Genomic DNA, 15,418 nt, shown 5'->3' on the forward strand with positions numbered 1-15,418 from the left:
GGGGTGCTGGTACTCACGCGGAAGGTCGGCGAGCGGATCCTCGTCGGTGACGACGTCGTCATCACGGTCCTCGACAGCCGCGGCGACGGCGTCCGGATCGGCATCGACGCACCGCGCGGGGTGAAGATCCAGCGCGAGGAGGTCGTGCGCGCCGTGATCGAGGCGAACGCGGAGGCCGCTGCGGCGGCCGCTGCGTCCGGTGCCGAGGGCGCCGACGACGCCGAGGCGCGACTGCGCGCTGCGCTCGGCGACCGGGGACGGGCGTCGGACCAGGGCTGAGCGCCGCGGTGGCGTCCGGGCGGGCGGTGTCCGCCGGCTCGTGCGCAACGCTCGTGCGGCTCTGTGGCTGGGCGTCTGTGCGGCGGTGCGTCTGTGCGGCGGTGCGTCTGTGCGGCCGTGTGGCTGTGCGATCAGCCCGGCAGGCCGATCGCGGTCCAGGCGGCGAGTCCGGCCCAGCACGTGCTCGTGAGCGTCCCGACGATGAACCGCTCTCGCGCCTCGGCGGAGTCGAGCTCCGAGAAGCGACCGAGGCCCTTCACCGCGACGACCGCCGCGACGATCTCGAGCCGGCCCACCAGCACCGCGCCGATCACCGCGAACCGTTCGAGGAACCCGATCGCCGCCCCGCCCCGGAGCACCTCCGGGCGTCGACGCTCGACGGCGGGTTCGTCGGCGCGCGAGACCAGGATGCCGCCGTGCCGACCCCGCTCGACGCCCTCGCGCATGGCGAAGCCGAGCACGGTCCCCGTGACGGCACTCCCGGCGAGGACGCCGACGGCGACGACCGCGGTGGTGCCGAGCACGCGGAGCGCGGTCGTCGGTGCGGCGGGTGCCAGGTCGAGGAGCTCGGCGGCGAGGACGACCGCGACGACCACGACCGCCGGCACCGCGCGGGCGAGTGGCGGGACGCGGTGCACGGCGCTGAGCGCGGCCACCGCGAGCAGCACGACCGCACCGACCAGCCAGACCGTCATGCCGGGGTGTCCGCTTCGGTGAGGAGCCGCGCGAGTGCCGCGTGCACGGCGTCGTCGGAGCGCAGGTCGGCCGCGAGCCAGCGCTTCGCCACCGCCTGCGGGGTCACGCCGAGCAGCTCGGCGGCCTCGGTGCGCGAGTGGCCGGCGCGGAGGAGGTCCGCGAGCTCCCAGCCCTCCCGCGACCGGCGGCGACGGGCCCGGACGGTCTGGGCGACGAGGGGCTCGACGTCCGCGGTACCGAGCCGGCGACCCGGGGCGACCTCGAGGGCGAGGTGCTCGGGGACGTCCTTCGCGCGGTCGACCGCGGCGCGTGCCTGCACGAAGGCGTCGCCGCGCGCGGCCCGGGTCGAGCTCGGCACCGGTTCCTCGACGTCACCGATGCCGATGCCGATGCTCCAGCCGTCCGTCCGGGCGAGGGCGAACACCACGTCGAGCAGGGTCTCCGCGTCGTCGAGCAGGAACTGGAACTCGTCGCCGGCGGTCCGCTCCGGTGGGAGCACCACGTGCCCCTCGGACGCGGTCCGGACGACGTCGATGGCCTGCTCGACCCGGTCGTCGTCCGAACGACTGCCCACCTGGTCCACCGTCACCGCGTACATCGCACCTCCGCTGTCAACCCTACAAGGTTGATTCTCCCGATATCAACCCTGCAGGGTTGATCACGGACGCGGCTTCTTCTCCTGCTCCGGCAGCCGTCCCGCAGCGGCCTCGGCGGCGAACCACGCTGCCGCCTCCTCCTGCCGCGCGCGCTCCTCGCCCAGGGCGATCGGCGCGCGGACGAGCTCGGGGTCGTAGCCGAACGACTCGACGAGCTGCGGGACCACCGGGCGGAGCCGGGCCACGAGCCGGTCGACGTACGCCGACACCGCCCGGGCACGCTGCGCCGACAGGCGTCCGTGCACCAGGTGCCAGTCGAGGTGCTGCTCGACGAGCCCGAGGGCGAAGAGGTCGCGGAGCCAGACGAGCACGCGGCGGGTGTCACCGGGCGCCACGGCCTCGATGGCATCGGTGAACGCGTCCCACTGCATGAGCTCGGCGTGCGCCTTCGCGGCCTCGATGAGCTCGTGCTGCGAGCGGTTGAGGAGCTTCGCGGCCCGCGCCCGGTCCTTGCCGGCCGAGGCGAGACGCACCCCGATCTCGGACACCATCGTGTCGACACGACCGGCCAGCAGCGCGCGCTGGGTGCGCGGGTCCTGCAGGTCCGTGACGCTCGCCGCGAGCGATCCCCGGTCGACGACCGTCTGCCCGAGTCGACGGATGCCGGACGCGTCGGCCAGCTTCGTCGCTGCCTGCGCAGCGACGAACCGGGCGGTCGAGGCGGCGTCGCGCGGCGCCTTCGCGCGGAAGTCGGTGAGCAGGCGCTTGCCCACGAGCTGCAGCAGGATCGTGTTGTCACCCTCGAAGGTGACGTAGACGTCGAGGTCCGCGCGGAGGCTCGTCAGCCGGTTCTCGGCGAGGAACCCGGCGCCGCCGCACGCCTCGCGGCACTCCTGCAGCGTGTCGAGCGCCGACCAGGTGGACATCGCCTTGAAGGCCGCCGCCTGCGTCTCGAGGTCCTCGCGGCGCTGCGGGGTGTCCTCGCGCCCGCTGAAGACGTCGTCGAAGGTCTGCAGCAGCTTCTCGTGCGCGAACGACTGGGCGAAGACCGTCGCGAGCCGGGGGATCAGTCGGCGCTGGTGACGGCCGTAGTCGAGCAGCACGCCCTCGTCGCCGCCGCCCGTCGGGAACTGCCGGCGTTCGGCGGCGTAGGTCAGCGCGATCTGCAGGCCGACCTTCTGCGCGACCACGGCGGCGCCGTCGAGCGAGACCCGGCCCTGCACGAGGGTGCCGAGCATGGTGAAGAACCGTCGGCCCGGCGACGCGATGGGGGAGGTGTACGTGCCGTCCTCGGCCACGTCGCCGTACCGGTTGAGCAGGTTCGTGCGGGGCACCCGGACGTGGTCGAACCAGAGGCGCCCGTTGTCGATGCCGTTCAGGCCGCCCTTGACGCCGTCGTCCTCGCCACCCACGCCGGGCAGGAACGCACCGTCGCCGTCGCGCAGCGGCACGTAGAACGCGTGCACACCGTGGTCGACGCCCTGCGTCACGAGCTTCGCGAACACCACGGCCGCCCGCCCGTGCAGCGCCGCGTTGCCGATGTAGTCCTTCCAGGCGCCCCGGAACGGCGTGTGCACGACGAACTCCTGCGTGTCCGGGTCGTAGGTCGCCGTCGTCGCGATGCTCTGCACGTCCGAGCCGTGCCCGGTCTCGGTCATCGCGAAGCAGCCGGGCACGTCGAAGCGGATGATCCCCGGCAGGAACTCGCGGTGGTTGCGCTCGGTGCCGAGGTGGTGCACCGCGGAGCCGAACAGGCCCCACTGCACGCCGGCCTTGATCTGCAGGGACGGGTCCGCCGTCGTGAGCTCCTCGAACGCCGCGAGGTTCCCGCCGTGGTTCTCCTGGCCGCCGAACTCGGTCGGGTACGGACGCTGGATCGCACCGGCGTCGACGAGCACCCGGAGCTGCTCGAGGACGCGGGCCCGGTGCTCCGCGATCGGCTGCCCCTCGATCTTGTGCAGCCCGGGGTCGCGGGACAGGCGCCGTGAGATGCGCCGGTCCTCGGCCCAGCGGCCGAGCAGGAGCTCCCCGAGCAGCGTGGTGTCGATGCGGACGTCGGTGTCCGTCCCGCCCGTCGGCGTGCCGGCCGCCGGGTCGCCCGTGGCGTCGGCGTTCGGGGCCTCGGTCGTCGAGGTGGGGCGTGCGGGGGCGGTGTCGACCATGGGGGAGCCTTCCTGAACTGCTCTGTCCGTGTTGCGCTCCACACGTTAGGCACCTCGGCCGAGTGTTGCTCGAACGCCGTGCGGGCGCACAACGGCAGACCGCGGGGCCGGACACGGGTGGTGGGAATCCTCCAAGGCCCGCCCGCGGAGGTTTGTACGCGCCCCGCTCCGATTCGGACGAGCGGGGTGCCCGGGGGCACAGTGGACGGATGTCTCGCACCACCCCACCCAGCGCTCCGGCGCAGCAACGCACCTTCTTCGGGCAGCCCTTCGAGCTGTCCACGCCCTTCGCGGTGGAGCTCTGGGAGCGGTTCTCGTTCTACGGCATGCAGGGCATCGTCCTGATCTACATGTACTACACCGTCACGCGCGGCGGCCTCGGCATCGACGAGGGCATCGCCAACGGGATCATGGGCGCGTACGGCGGCGCCGTCTACCTGTTCACGATCATCGGCGCCTGGGTGGCGGACCGGCTCATCGGCGCCGACCGCACCCTCTTCACCAGCGCGGTCGTCGTCATGCTCGGCCACATCGGGCTCGCGCTGATCCCGGGGGTCGCGGGCGTCGGGGTCGGCCTCGTGCTCATCGCCCTCGGCTCCGGCGGGCTCAAGGCCACCGCCACGACGATCGTCGGCGGGCTGTACAGCCGCGACGACCCTCGTCGCGACGCCGGGTTCTCGCTCTACTACCTCGGGGTGAACCTCGGGGCGTTCTTCGGTCCGCTGCTGACCGGGCTGCTGCAGTCCTCGCTCGGGTTCCACTACGGCTTCGGACTCGCCGCGGTCGGCATGGCCGCCGGGCTCGTGCAGTACGGCATCCGCCGACGGAAGCTCCCCGACTCGGTCCGGCACGTCACCAACCCGGTCGAGCGTCGCCGCCTGCCGCTCGTCGCCGTGCTCGTCGTCGTCGCGCTCGCGGTCGTCGTGGTCTCGGTGCTCACCGGACTGCTCACGGTGACGAACCTGCCGACGGTCGTCGTCGTGATCGTCATCGTGGCCACCATCGCGTACTTCGTGGTGATCCTGACCAGCGGGATCACCGCCGAGGAGCGGTCCCGGGTGTTCGCCTTCATCCCGCTCTTCATCGCGAGCGCCGTCTTCTGGTCGCTCTACCAGCAGCAGTTCACGGTCGTGACCCAGTACTCGGACCAGCGCCTCGACCGATCGCTCGGCGACTGGGTGATGCCCGTGTCGTGGGTCCAGTCGATCAACCCCGTGTTCATCATCGTGCTGTCCGGTGTCGCCGCCGCGATCTGGACGAAGCTCGGTGACCGCCAGCCCTCCACCCCGACGAAGTTCGCGCTCGGCACCGGGATCATGGGCATCGCGTTCCTGCTCTTCCTGCCGTTCTCGGGCACGGGCGAGAACGGCACGCCGCTGATCGCGCTCGTGGGCATCCTGCTCGTCTTCACGATCGCCGAGCTCCTGCTCTCCCCGGTCGGGCAGTCCGTCGCGACGAAGCTCGCGCCGCCGAAGTTCCAGACCCAGATGGTCGCGCTCTTCTTCCTCTCGGTGTCCCTCGGCACGGCGGCCACCGGGGTGCTCTCGCAGTACTACTCGCCGACGAACGAGGTCCCGTACTTCACCGTCCTCGGCCTGGTCGCCGTGGCGGTCGGGGTCGTGCTGCTCGTCTGCGCGAAGCCCGTCCTGCGCCTCATGCGCGGCATCCGCTAGCCCCGAGCCGCATCCGGTAGCCTGGACACGGCCACGACGGCCACCGCCACACCGGCCCCGCAACCCAAGGAGTCACCAATGCTCGAACTCATCGCAGGCGTCATCATAGGCATCGGCGTGCTCGGTGGCGTGGGCATGTGCATGGCCGTCGCCGCCATGCTGAAGAGCGGCAACGAGGAGTACTAGACCCCGTCCGCGGTGTCCGGCGTGACCGGCACCAACTGACGACCCAGGACGGTCGCGCGCTCGAACGGGCCGCGGCCGTCCTTCGTGTACGCGGGCTCGTCGAACGCGATGGTCCAGGTGCGCTGCGTCCCACCGAGCTGCACCCCTCCCGGAGCGACGATCACCCCGATCGGCTCGCCCTCCCACTCCTCGCCCCCGCGCTCGAGGTCGATCACCTGCACGAGGGCTCCGATGCCCAGGCCGCCGGGGTCGCCCGGGCGCGCTCCGTCGTCGGGGCGGGGGCTGCGAGCGCGACGTCCGAACATCCGCCCACCGTACCGCGCCCCGCACGGCGATCCACGGACGCCGGTCCCGCACCCCGCCCCCGCCTTCTGCCCTCCGCCATCCGCCCTCCGCTCGAGCGGGCAGGACACGCCGCCCGCAGGCCGCCGAGCGGGCGGTACCTGTCGGCCGTCGGCCCCGACCGTGGCGGATCTCGCCCGCTCGCGCCCGCTCGCACAGGCCGGCGGCGGGCCGGTGGCGGGCAGACGGCGGTGCGGCGGCGGTGCGGCGGGGTCGGCGCCGGCGGCGTCGGACGGGAGGCGCGTGGCGGCGCCGCGCCGCGCCTCCCGTCCGACGAGTGGGCAGGACACGCCGCGTGCAGGCCGCCGAGCGGGCTTGATCCGTCGTCCGCCGGATTCGACTGTGACAGATCTCGCCCGCTCGCGGATGGAGCCCTGGTCACCGCCCCGACCCGCACCCGTCGCCGGCGCCCACCGCGGTCGCACGACGTGCCGTCCGCTCCCGCTCCGGTGGCAGGACCTGCCGTCGCGTCGGGAGGTGAGCGGCAGGTCGTGCGACCAGGACCTGCCTCCGGAGCACCCGCCTGCAGCGCCGGGCGCAGCGCCGCGGCGCCTACGCCCGGGCGATCTCCGTGACGGACGAGTGGCCCGTGTCGGGGTGCTTCCGCATCGACAGCAGGCGCTCCATCGACGGCTCGAGTGCGGTGACCTTGTCGAGCGGAGCGCTCACCACGAGCTGGAACCCGAGCCGGAGCCACGCCGTCACGGCACGCCCGGCGAACTCCGAGTCCGCCTTGATGAACGCCTCGTCGAGGAACACCGGCGCGAACCGGGGCCGCGGCCGGGTCTCGTCGCCGAGCTGGTAGCGCAGCGCCGCACCGACGATGAACGCCACGAGCTCCTGCGTCTCGCCACCCGACTTGTCCCCGAGCGAGGAGTACACGCCGAGGTCGTTGCCCTCGGGGTCGTACCGCACGGCCGTGATCTCCATGTGCCGGCGGACGTCGAGCACGGCGTCGCGCTGGGTCGTCCGTCCACGTGCTGCGGCCGGGTCGGGGCGGATGACCGCCATGAACCGACGCAGGCGTCGGAAGCGGGTCTCGAGCACGTCGTCGGTCAGCTCGGTGTCGACCGACGCCGACAGCGCGCGGAGCTCCCGTCGGAAGGCGGTGACGTCCTCGCGGGTGACTCGGCGGATCTGGATCTTCAGGCGGTCCCTGTTCGCACCGAACGGCAGCTCGCGCAGGATCTCGTTGACCGGTTCGAGCCGTTCCTCGATCTCGACGACCGCGCGGTCGAAGGCACCGGCGAGCGGGACGAGGTCCTCGCCGCTCCACTGCGACAGCCGCCGACGCCACTCGCTGCGGCGCGCGTGCAACCCGGTCGCGAGGATCTGGTCGAGGATCGCGTGGTAGTCCGGGTACGACGCGACACCGGTGCCGAGGTTCGGGTCGGGCCAGGCGTCCTGGTACCGCTGGAACGTCAGCGTGAGCGCGGTCGAGGCGGCCGCGGCGCCGTCGAGCGCCTGCGCGAGCCGTTCCTCGAGCCGGCGTCGCAGTCGGCGCGCGGCGTCGTCGAACCCGTCGATGCCGTCCGGGGCGCCGATCTCCTCGAACGTCTCGGCGAGCAGCCGGGACTGCTCGTCGTCCGGCAGCGACTCCGGGGTGTCCTCGAAGCGGGCGAGGATCTCGGCCGCGGCGTCCTGGCCGTCGACGAGCACCGCGTGGCGTTCCTCGAGCCGCGAGACGGAGAGCCGTGCACCGGCTCGACGGTCGGCGGCTTCGTCCAGGGCACGACGGAGCCGGGCCACCGACTCGCGCAGGGTCCGGAGCCCGTCGTCGGCCGCGAGCAGCGCCTGCCGCTCGGCGTCGAGCCGCGCCAGGGACTCGTCGAGCCCGGCGACGTCGATGCCGTCCCAGGTGGTGTCGACGACCTGCTGGTGTGCGGCGCGCAGGGCGTCGAGGGTCGCGATGTCCTGCGCGACGTCGGTGCGTCGGGCCTCGAGCGTCGCGAGGTCCTGCGCGATCGCGGCGAGCTCCCGCTCGACGGAGGCCATCCGGGCCTCGTTCGTGAAGCCGATGACGTTCGACTGGCGTCGGTCGCCGTGCGCGCCGCGACGGCCGTCCCGGAGTTGACCGGACGGGGTCACGCGGCGTCCGCCACCGCCGAGCTCCGCGGCGGAGTCGACGCACCGCGCGTCGATCCGGTCGGACTCGATGCGTTCGCGGACCCAGGTGCTGAACGGGGAGTCCTTGATGGTCAGCTTGCCGGAGACCATCGCCGGGTCGCCGTCGAGGTCGAGGTGCGGGCCGGTGGGCACGCCCTCGAACTGCACGCGGACCGGGAGCTGGAGCGCGTCGATCGCCTCGCTGAAGGACGACAGGTGGTCCTCGTCGACGAGCAGCGTGCGCGCGACGGGTGCCAGCACGGACTCGATGGCCGTCCGCCAGTGCTCCTCGGCCGGGAGCACGTCGAGCAGCTCGGCGACGAACGGCAGCGCGTCGGGGGAGATGCCGGCGGCCCGGGCCATCGCCAACCGCGCCTCGTGCATCGGCAGCGGCATCGCGCCCTGCCGGTGCTCGAGTGAGCGGCGCTCCTGGCGCAGGGTCCGCTCGCGGTCGAGGAGCGGGTACTCCTCGCGCGTCAGGGCGTCCCGACGGTCGTCGAGCTCGGCGCGTGCCGTCGCGTACGACCCGAGGAACGCGTGCGACGCCGCCTGCGCCTCGGTGAACGTGCGCTCGGAGGTGAGCGTCAGCCCGAGCGCGGTGGTGCGCTCGTCGAAGGTCGCGCGCGCCCGGGCGACCGCGTCGCGCTCCCGGGTCCGGCGGTCGATGCGGTCCTCGAGCTGCGCGAGGGCGTTGCCGCCCTGGTCACGGAGGCGTCCCTCCGCCTCGCGGAGCTCGACCTCGACGGCGGCGTGCCGGGCCTCGGTCGCAGCGACGTCGGCCCGGGCTGCGGTGCGCTCGCGTGCGTTGCGTTCGACCTCGGCGTCGAGCAGGGCACGCTTCCGCGATGCCGTCCAGTGCGCGAGCGGCGAGACCTCGGCGCCGGTGGCGATGCCGTCCAGGGCGTCCGCCGCGGCTCTCGACCGGGCGATCTCGTCGTGCAGCTCGACGATGGGGGAGAGGATGCGGACCTTGCGCTCCTCGGTGTCCATCGCCTCGTACGCCTCGTCGAGCGCGGAGAAGTGCGCGAGGGCGCGGTCGGCCGCCTCGTACGTCCCCGGGGTCTCGAGCACGAGCGACTTGTAGAGCGCGTCGACCGTCGGCAGGTGCTGCCCGGCCTGGATCCGCGCGAGCAGGCGCATGGCCCGGTTGCCACCACCGGAGTCGCCGATCCCGAGCCGGGTCTGGAGCGTGTACGCGAGCTCCTGGTAGGTGTCCCGCACGACGAGCCCCGGCACACGTCCGGTCAGCTCGAGGTGGTGGAAGCGCGACGGCACGAAGTCCTCGAGCCGGCGGAGGTCGAACGTGTCGTCGACCGTCGCCATGGTCATCTGGATGTCGCCGACGCCCCGCGCCCGCTTCGGCACGAGGTACGCGCGCAGCACCGTGAAGCGCCGCTCGTCGTCGTTCCGGAAGGTCACGGCGACGGCGCCCCAGGTGGTCTGGTCGTCGCCGCGCAGGTTCACGTCGCGCAGGGCGCCCGTCTCCGGGTCGCGGCGGGTGTCCACCTTGCCGCGCAGGTACGTGAGCAGGTTCCGCTGGTCGGCGCTCCGCGCACGCCCGGTGGTCGCGTCGTTCGAGGCGCCGTTGAACGGCACGTCGGACGGCATCATGACGGCCAGGTAGGCGTCCATCAGGGTCGACTTGCCGGTGCCGGAGGCGCCCGAGATCAGCGTCGCGGTCCCGGACAGCTCGACCTGACGGTGGCCGTGGAAGCCGCCCCAGTTGACGACCTGCATCGACTCCGCCCGCCACTGCGCGACGGTGTCGAAGAGCGCCGGCAGGGCGCCGGTGTCGATCGCGGTGTCGGTCATGCGTCCGTCTCGCCTTCGTCGTCGGGGTCGGTCGGCTCGGCCGGGAGGCCCGTCACGGCTCCGTCCGTCGGCGCACCGCCGTCGGTGGTCGCGTCGCGGAGCCACCGGTCCAGTTCGCGGAGCTGCTCCAGGGGGAGCAGGACCTCGACGACACTGGCCACGCGGAAGCGGTCGGGGTCGGTCGTGCGGATGAGGATGCGTGCGGTCACGAGTCGCTCGACGGCCTTCGCGACGCGGGACTCGTCGCGGGTGCGGTCGGTGGTCGCAGGCAGGAAGCCGGACACGTGCCCGATGATCTCGGACCGGTCGACCACGACCTGGTCGAGGCCCGGCCGGGCGTCCGCGCGGAGGCGCATGCGCAGGTAGACGAGGACGATCGTCTCCTCACGCGTCCACGGCACGTCACGCAGCAGCGTCGGGAAGGCCCGGCGCTGGCTCTCGGACCGTGCCTGGCGCTTCCAGGCGACCTCGCGGTCGCGGTCGACGTGCAGTTCGAGGAAGAGGTCGTTCAGCCGCGACCGGAGCTGGTGCTCACCGTCGGTGATCGCGCGCCACTCGTCGGCGTGCGTCCGCGCGCTCACGTAGGTGTGGCGGAACAGCGCGACCAGGGCGCGGCGCTGCGGCTCGTCGAGCCGGCCCTCGTCGCCCTCGAAGAGGGCGAAGCTCGACTCGTCGCGTTCCTCGTCCTCGTCGTGACGCTCGTCGAGGACGGGGTCGGAGCCCTCGGGGTCCGTCTCGTCGACGGGAGCCGTCGTGGTGTCGCTCACCGTGCCTCCAGGCCGTTGTCGTCGTCGTGCTGGTCGTCCGCCCCTGCGCCGGTCAGGGACGCCGAGGGCATGTGGAAGGTGACCGTCTCGCCGTCCGGTCGCACCGTGCGGTGCGGGACCAGGTGGGTGGCGGTCTCGAAGTCGTCGTTGCCGGTGAGCAGGTGCGCGAGGCCGAAGAGCTCGACCGGGCGGCGCTGCTCGGGCGGCAGCGCGTGGAAGGCCGAGACGCTGTCCGGGGCGCTGCGGAGCGCTGCGCGGAGCTCGGCGAGCAGCGGTCCGCCGTGGCGGCGCAGCGACTCCACGTCGAGTTCCTCGAAGACGTCGTCGTCGGGCTCCTCGATCGGCGGTGGCACCGCCTCGTTGTCGGGGTCGTAGAAGCGCTCGCGCAGGGTGCCGACCTCGGCGGTCGCGGGGAGCAGTCCGAGCGGGACGCGGTCGCGGGCGGACCCCGAGTCGATCCACGCGGCAAGCCCGCGGTTCACCGAGCGGAGCACCGCGTCGAGCTCACGGTCGCGGACGACGTCGTGGGCGACGATCTGGTCGCGGAGCGTCGCGGTGAGCTGGCGTCGCTGGGCGAGCACGTCCTCGATGCCCTGGCGCAGGATGCTGACCGTGTTGCGGAACGCCCGGCGCTCGCCCGCTCCGAGGGACTCGGCGAAGGGGTGCGCGAGGATCGTCGCGATGTCGTCCCGGAGCCGGAGCAGCAGGGCGTCGTCGCGCAGCAGCTCGAACGCGCCCTCGAACGCCCGACCCTCGGGAGTCGCCTGCATGAGGTCGTCCGTCCGGGCCAGGTAGTCGTCGAGGATCTCGCCGATCGGACGGACCTCCTGCCGGAAGTCCTCGACGATCGAGCGGTGCATCGTCGCGACCGCCTCCTCGACGCGCTTGAAGTCGCTGGGCAGCTGCCGGATGAGGTCGGCCACGTTCGTGTAGCCGTCGTGCATCCGGGCGTCGTCGACCTCGGTGACCTCGCCGCGGGCGATCCGCTCGCGTTCGGCCTGCAGCTCCGCGATCTGGGCGTCGATGCGACGGACCTGCACGTCCGGGTCCGGCTCCGCGCTGGCCGCCCAGCGGTGCACGGCCTCGACGATCATCGCCAGGCGGCTCTCGCTGATGAGCGCCCGGTCGGCGCTCAGGGCGTCGACGAGGTTCAGCGCCTCGAGGGCGTGGCTCGTCAGCGAGTACTGCTCGTCGCCGTCGGGGGAGTTCGAGCGGACCAGCCACTGCGCCGCCACCCAGTCGCGACAGAGCGCGCGGCCGTTCGGGCGGGCGTCGGTCTCGTTCTCCCCGTGTTCGCTCGCGGGGACGCGGGCACCGGTGGACTGCAGACGGGCGACGTGTTCCTCGACCTGCAGGTGCATGCGGTCGGCCGGGACGTACTGCACGTCGCGGTCGAACACCGTGCGGAACACCGCGATGACGGCGGCGCTCGTCGGGCGGGACATCAGCCGGAGGGTCGGGCGGTCGAGCACCGCGCGCACGCGGGAGAACTCGAGGTCGACGTCGGTCATGGGTCCTTGCTCGCTGGTGTGTCGTGACGGTCCGGGCCGAGGAACGAGAAGAGCCCGACGCGTGTGCGCCGGGCTCTGCTCGGGTGTTCTTCAGGCCCTGAATGGGCACGTGGGCGATACCAGACTCGAACTGATGACCTCTTCGGTGTGAACGAAGCGCGCTACCAACTGCGCCAATCGCCCCCTGCACTTGCGTGCCAGTCGATAGTAGCGGACGTTCGGGCCTGCACCGAACACGGCGCGTCACCCGGGTGTGGCGCGGGTGCCCTCGGTGCCTGGTGCCTGGTGCGTCTCGCTCGTGCGTGGTGCGTGGTGCGTGGTGCGTGGTGCGTGGTGCGTGGTGCGAGTGTGTGGTGCTCGTGCTGATGCGTGCTGGCGCCGGGTGAGAACGGGCGTACCCGGTGAGAACAGGCGTACCTGGTGCTCCGCGACGACCAGGTACGCCCGTTTCCACAGAGCACCGCGGCCGTCATGGGAAAGAACGGGCACTCGAAAGCCCCGCGATCCGCATGAACGCGGGGGACACGCCCGGTGAACGAGGAGGATTTTGGCGGAAGGCGTCCGGTTCGTATAGAGTTCTTCTCGTCGCCGCGACAGCGGAGAGACAGGAGCGGCCCTCGGGTCGCCGAAATGCGGATGTGGCGCAGTGGTAGCGCATCACCTTGCCAAGGTGAGGGTCGCGAGTTCGAATCTCGTCATCCGCTCGAGTGTGGGAGTCCCCGGACGACCACGACTCACCAGAGGGTATCCCACCGTTCGGGTACTCACGGAGACGTGAACCTCGATGGTGGGGTGGCCGAGAGGCTAGGCAGCGGCCTGCAAAGCCGTCCACGCGGGTTCGAATCCCGTCCCCACCTCCAGCAACACCCTCCAAGATCCTGCACGACCCTGGTCAGCAGATCTCTGGGCGATTGGCGCAGCGGTAGCGCGCTTCCCTGACACGGAAGAGGTCACTGGTTCGATCCCAGTATCGCCCACCATCTGAGAACCCCCGCTCCGGCGGGGGTTTTCTCGTTCCTGCGGTCGGAACACGGGATCCGCGACGACGGCCGTCCATCTCCCGTGGCGATCGTCCATGTGGTGGCCGTCGCCGACCGGTAGCTGCGCGGCGACGGTGTACGACTGTCCGTCCGCGGACCGCCGGAGCGCGGCGAGTGCCTGACGGTCCTGCCTGCTCACTCCGCATCGACCTGCGTACAGTGGGCGCACGAGGGGGAGCACATGGGGGAGATCCGGCGCGACGAAGCTGCGGCCGGCACGACGAGGAGAGACGGGTCGAGGACACAGCGCACCGCCTTGCTCGGTTCGACCACGGCACTCGTCCTGCTCGTGCTCACCGGCTGCGTGAGCACGGCACCGCGCGGCTCCGAGGTGGATGCGGCGGCCGCGAAGCAGTCGATCGTCGATCTCGTCGAGCGGTCGACGTCCGCGGTCGGTGGCGACTGGACGGTCTACCGTGGCCCGGCGGTCGAACCGTGCGGACAGGACGTCGGGGATCGCGTCCGGTACGTCTACATCGTGGAACGAGCCGGCTCCACCACCGGGCGGCAGCGTGACGTCGAAGCCGTGCGTGCGGTCTGGGAGGACGCGGGCACGGACGTGGTCGACACGGACACGGGTGGTGCAGGCACGCGGGTCGGCATCCGCGGGACCAGCGGTTCGGTGACCTCCATCGGTCTCGATGCGGGGCCGGATCGGTACAGCATGTCCGGGGTCAGCGTGTGCGCGCCCGGGAACGCCTCGGAGCTGCGGGACGACGAGTTCGGGGACGAACGGTGAGTCGCGGGACGAGCTGGGTCGCCGTGCTGGTCGCGTCCGCAGCGGTCCTCACGGGGTGCAGCGCCGACCCCGGCGGATCCGGGACGGATGCGTCCCACGCGAAGCGGTCGATCGTCCGCGTGGTCGAGCAGACCACGGAGTCGATCGGCGGGGCCTGGAGCGTCTACAGCGGCCCGGCGGCGGAGCACTGCGAACGTGCCGGCGCTGCGCCCGGAGCTCGCTGGAGCTCCATCGTCGAGCGGACGGCACCGGGGGGAGTGGACCCGGCCGCTGACGTCGAACGGGTCGATCAGGCGTGGAACGAACTCGAGATCACCATCGAGCGCTTCGCGAGCGGATCGGCGGACCCCCTGCTCGGCGTCCGCGGTGCCGGAGGGCCCGTGACGTCGATCGGGTTCAACGCCTTCCCCCAGCGCTACAGCGTGACCGCGGAATCGACCTGCTTCGACGGGAGCGTCGCGGAACTCCGGGGAGCGGGGAGCTCGTGACCGATGACCGGCGGACCTACCGGATCGTCTCCCGCATCGGCTTCACCGCTGCTCCGGCGATGTTCTTCCTGCCGCTCCTCGTCCCGATGTTCTCCGGCGGCTACCGGTCGTGGCCGATCGTCTGCATGACGGCGGCGTTCGCGGTGCTCGTCTCCGCGTCCTCGTTCGCCGCCATGGCGAGCACGCCACCTGACGGGAACCCCGGGGCGCACCAGCTGTGGGCGATCCCGGTCGCCGTCGTCGCCCTGCTGCCCCGGGCGGTCCTCTCCTCCGGGCTGTACCTGACGGTGGTCGCCCTGCTGAGCCAGGCAGCTGCGACAGCGCCGGGCTGATGGAAGACGCCCGCCTGACAGGACACGCCAGCCCGACGACGGGCGCGGACGGTGCTCGTCAGACCGGCCGGTAGATCGCGATCGGGGGAGCGGACGGGTCGCCGTCGTCGTGCGCGTCGCCCGTGGCGAGCCAGGTGCGACCCTCGTGCTCGATGGTCGTCGGCAGGTTGCCGTGCACGAGGATGCGGACGGCCGGCGAGTCGCCGTCGATCAGGTCCACACCGTGTGCCTCGGTGCCACCGGGGTTGTCGTGCACGTAGCTCATGCCCCGAGTGAACCCGGTCGGCCTGGGAGTCCGGGACCGTCCGGCCGCTCGCAGGGTTCGGGTCGCCGCGATCGGCCGGACGAGGGGTGGGTGGCCCCGGCGCCCCGCCCGGACGGACTCGGGGCACCGAGGAAGCATCCGGAGCCGACGGCGGCTCGGATGGGTCGGCGTCCGAGGCTTGCGGTTTCCCGCAATCCCGCACCCGACGGCGATCGACGGTGCGTGCGACGCGCCCGGCTGCGCCGTGGATCACGGTCGCGGGAACGGTTCGGGGTAGAGTGTGCGTGTACGCGGATGTGGCGCAGTGGTAGCGCATCACCTTGCCAAGGTGAGGGTCGCGAGTTCGAATCTCGTCATCCGCTCGGAACACGAAGGCCCTGGTCACCGACCAGGGCCTTCGTCGTCTCAGGCCCGGTCTCCTCGG

At 72.3% G+C, this 15,418-nt stretch carries 13 protein-coding genes and 5 tRNA genes; 9 read left to right on the plus strand and 9 right to left on the minus strand.

Going from position 1 to position 15,418, the window contains the following annotated elements:
• Positions 1–3: 3 nt before the first annotated feature.
• A complete protein-coding gene (gene csrA, locus ACIQFY_RS01955; RefSeq protein ID WP_066654202.1) occupies positions 4–279 on the plus strand; it encodes a carbon storage regulator CsrA in 276 nt (91 codons plus the stop codon).
• A gap of 131 nt (positions 280–410) precedes the next feature.
• Here csrA and ACIQFY_RS01960 read toward each other — a convergent pair whose 3' ends face one another.
• From ACIQFY_RS01960 to ACIQFY_RS01970, 3 genes are all read right to left on the minus strand, one after another.
• Complete coding sequence (locus tag ACIQFY_RS01960; RefSeq protein WP_066654204.1) at positions 411–974, minus strand: hypothetical protein; 564 nt, start codon at positions 972–974, stop codon at positions 411–413.
• Positions 971–1,549 (minus strand): DNA-binding protein, encoded by a 579-nt coding sequence (locus ACIQFY_RS01965; RefSeq protein ID WP_400338076.1) that lies wholly within the window; start codon positions 1,547–1,549, stop codon positions 971–973. The genes ACIQFY_RS01960 and ACIQFY_RS01965 overlap by 4 nt, the downstream gene beginning before the upstream one ends.
• An 84-nt stretch (positions 1,550–1,633) precedes the next feature.
• On the minus strand, positions 1,634–3,733 hold the full coding sequence (locus ACIQFY_RS01970) for an acyl-CoA dehydrogenase (RefSeq protein ID WP_400338078.1): 2,100 nt from the start codon (positions 3,731–3,733) through the stop codon (positions 1,634–1,636).
• Between the two features lie 209 nt (positions 3,734–3,942).
• Between ACIQFY_RS01970 and ACIQFY_RS01975 the strand changes: the two genes are divergently transcribed.
• A complete protein-coding gene (locus ACIQFY_RS01975; RefSeq protein WP_209682692.1) occupies positions 3,943–5,406 on the plus strand; it encodes a peptide MFS transporter in 1,464 nt (487 codons plus the stop codon).
• A gap of 182 nt (positions 5,407–5,588) precedes the next feature.
• Here ACIQFY_RS01975 and ACIQFY_RS01980 read toward each other — a convergent pair whose 3' ends face one another.
• The 5 genes from ACIQFY_RS01980 to ACIQFY_RS02000 all read right to left on the minus strand — a co-directional run bounded on the left by ACIQFY_RS01980 (position 5,589) and on the right by ACIQFY_RS02000 (position 12,313).
• Entirely contained in the window at positions 5,589–5,897 is a 309-nt protein-coding gene (locus ACIQFY_RS01980) for a hypothetical protein (RefSeq protein ID WP_251155457.1), read from the minus strand.
• A gap of 589 nt (positions 5,898–6,486) precedes the next feature.
• Positions 6,487–9,852 (minus strand): ATP-binding protein, encoded by a 3,366-nt coding sequence (locus ACIQFY_RS01985; RefSeq protein ID WP_400338080.1) that lies wholly within the window; start codon positions 9,850–9,852, stop codon positions 6,487–6,489.
• Positions 9,849–10,619 carry a DUF4194 domain-containing protein gene (locus tag ACIQFY_RS01990; protein ID WP_400338082.1) on the minus strand — a complete coding sequence of 257 codons (771 nt, stop codon included), beginning with the start codon at positions 10,617–10,619 and terminating at the stop codon, positions 9,849–9,851. Before ACIQFY_RS01990 ends, ACIQFY_RS01985 begins: the two co-directional genes overlap by 4 nt.
• On the minus strand, positions 10,616–12,130 hold the full coding sequence (locus ACIQFY_RS01995) for a DUF3375 family protein (RefSeq protein WP_066654214.1): 1,515 nt from the start codon (positions 12,128–12,130) through the stop codon (positions 10,616–10,618). Before ACIQFY_RS01995 ends, ACIQFY_RS01990 begins: the two co-directional genes overlap by 4 nt.
• 110 nt (positions 12,131–12,240) lie before the next feature.
• A tRNA-Val gene (locus ACIQFY_RS02000) sits at positions 12,241–12,313 on the minus strand.
• Positions 12,314–12,762: 449 nt separating this feature from the next.
• Here ACIQFY_RS02000 and ACIQFY_RS02005 point away from each other — a divergent pair.
• From ACIQFY_RS02005 to ACIQFY_RS02030, 6 genes are all read left to right on the plus strand, one after another.
• A tRNA-Gly gene (locus ACIQFY_RS02005) sits at positions 12,763–12,834 on the plus strand.
• Between the two features lie 82 nt (positions 12,835–12,916).
• Positions 12,917–12,990 (plus strand) — tRNA-Cys (locus tag ACIQFY_RS02010).
• Between the two features lie 45 nt (positions 12,991–13,035).
• A tRNA-Val gene (locus tag ACIQFY_RS02015) sits at positions 13,036–13,110 on the plus strand.
• Positions 13,111–13,426: 316 nt separating this feature from the next.
• Positions 13,427–13,909, plus strand: a complete 483-nt coding sequence (locus ACIQFY_RS02020) for a hypothetical protein (protein ID WP_400338083.1) — start codon at positions 13,427–13,429, stop codon at positions 13,907–13,909.
• Complete coding sequence (locus ACIQFY_RS02025; RefSeq protein WP_400338085.1) at positions 13,906–14,397, plus strand: hypothetical protein; 492 nt, start codon at positions 13,906–13,908, stop codon at positions 14,395–14,397. The genes ACIQFY_RS02020 and ACIQFY_RS02025 overlap by 4 nt, the downstream gene beginning before the upstream one ends.
• Positions 14,394–14,729: a hypothetical protein gene (locus ACIQFY_RS02030; RefSeq protein WP_400338086.1), complete on the plus strand. Its 336-nt coding sequence runs from the start codon at positions 14,394–14,396 to the stop codon at positions 14,727–14,729. The genes ACIQFY_RS02025 and ACIQFY_RS02030 overlap by 4 nt, the downstream gene beginning before the upstream one ends.
• A 58-nt stretch (positions 14,730–14,787) precedes the next feature.
• Here the strand turns inward: ACIQFY_RS02030 and ACIQFY_RS02035 are convergent, their stop codons facing one another.
• Positions 14,788–14,994: a hypothetical protein gene (locus ACIQFY_RS02035; protein ID WP_066654223.1), complete on the minus strand. Its 207-nt coding sequence runs from the start codon at positions 14,992–14,994 to the stop codon at positions 14,788–14,790.
• A 290-nt stretch (positions 14,995–15,284) separates the two neighbouring features.
• Between ACIQFY_RS02035 and ACIQFY_RS02040 the strand changes: the two genes are divergently transcribed.
• Positions 15,285–15,356, plus strand: a tRNA-Gly gene (locus tag ACIQFY_RS02040).
• The last annotated feature ends 62 nt before the right edge of the window (positions 15,357–15,418 follow it).

The sequence above is a fragment of the Curtobacterium sp. NPDC092190 genome (genome assembly GCF_044755625.1).
Classification (GTDB): Bacteria; Actinomycetota; Actinomycetes; order Actinomycetales; family Microbacteriaceae; genus Curtobacterium.

What these genes read in the sequence shown, in the direction of transcription:
- ACIQFY_RS01960 (WP_066654204.1), bottom strand. Translation starts at nt 974, where the DNA reads ATGACGGTCTGGCTGGTCGGTGCGGTCGTGCTGCTCGCGGTGGCCGCG.
- ACIQFY_RS01970 (WP_400338078.1), bottom strand. Translation starts at nt 3,733, where the DNA reads ATGGTCGACACCGCCCCCGCACGCCCCACCTCGACGACCGAGGCCCCG.
- ACIQFY_RS01975 (WP_209682692.1), top strand. Translation starts at nt 3,943, where the DNA reads ATGTCTCGCACCACCCCACCCAGCGCTCCGGCGCAGCAACGCACCTTC.
- ACIQFY_RS01980 (WP_251155457.1), bottom strand. Translation starts at nt 5,897, where the DNA reads ATGTTCGGACGTCGCGCTCGCAGCCCCCGCCCCGACGACGGAGCGCGC.
- ACIQFY_RS01985 (WP_400338080.1), bottom strand. Translation starts at nt 9,852, where the DNA reads ATGACCGACACCGCGATCGACACCGGCGCCCTGCCGGCGCTCTTCGAC.
- ACIQFY_RS01995 (WP_066654214.1), bottom strand. Translation starts at nt 12,130, where the DNA reads ATGACCGACGTCGACCTCGAGTTCTCCCGCGTGCGCGCGGTGCTCGAC.
- ACIQFY_RS02035 (WP_066654223.1), bottom strand. Translation starts at nt 14,994, where the DNA reads ATGAGCTACGTGCACGACAACCCCGGTGGCACCGAGGCACACGGTGTG.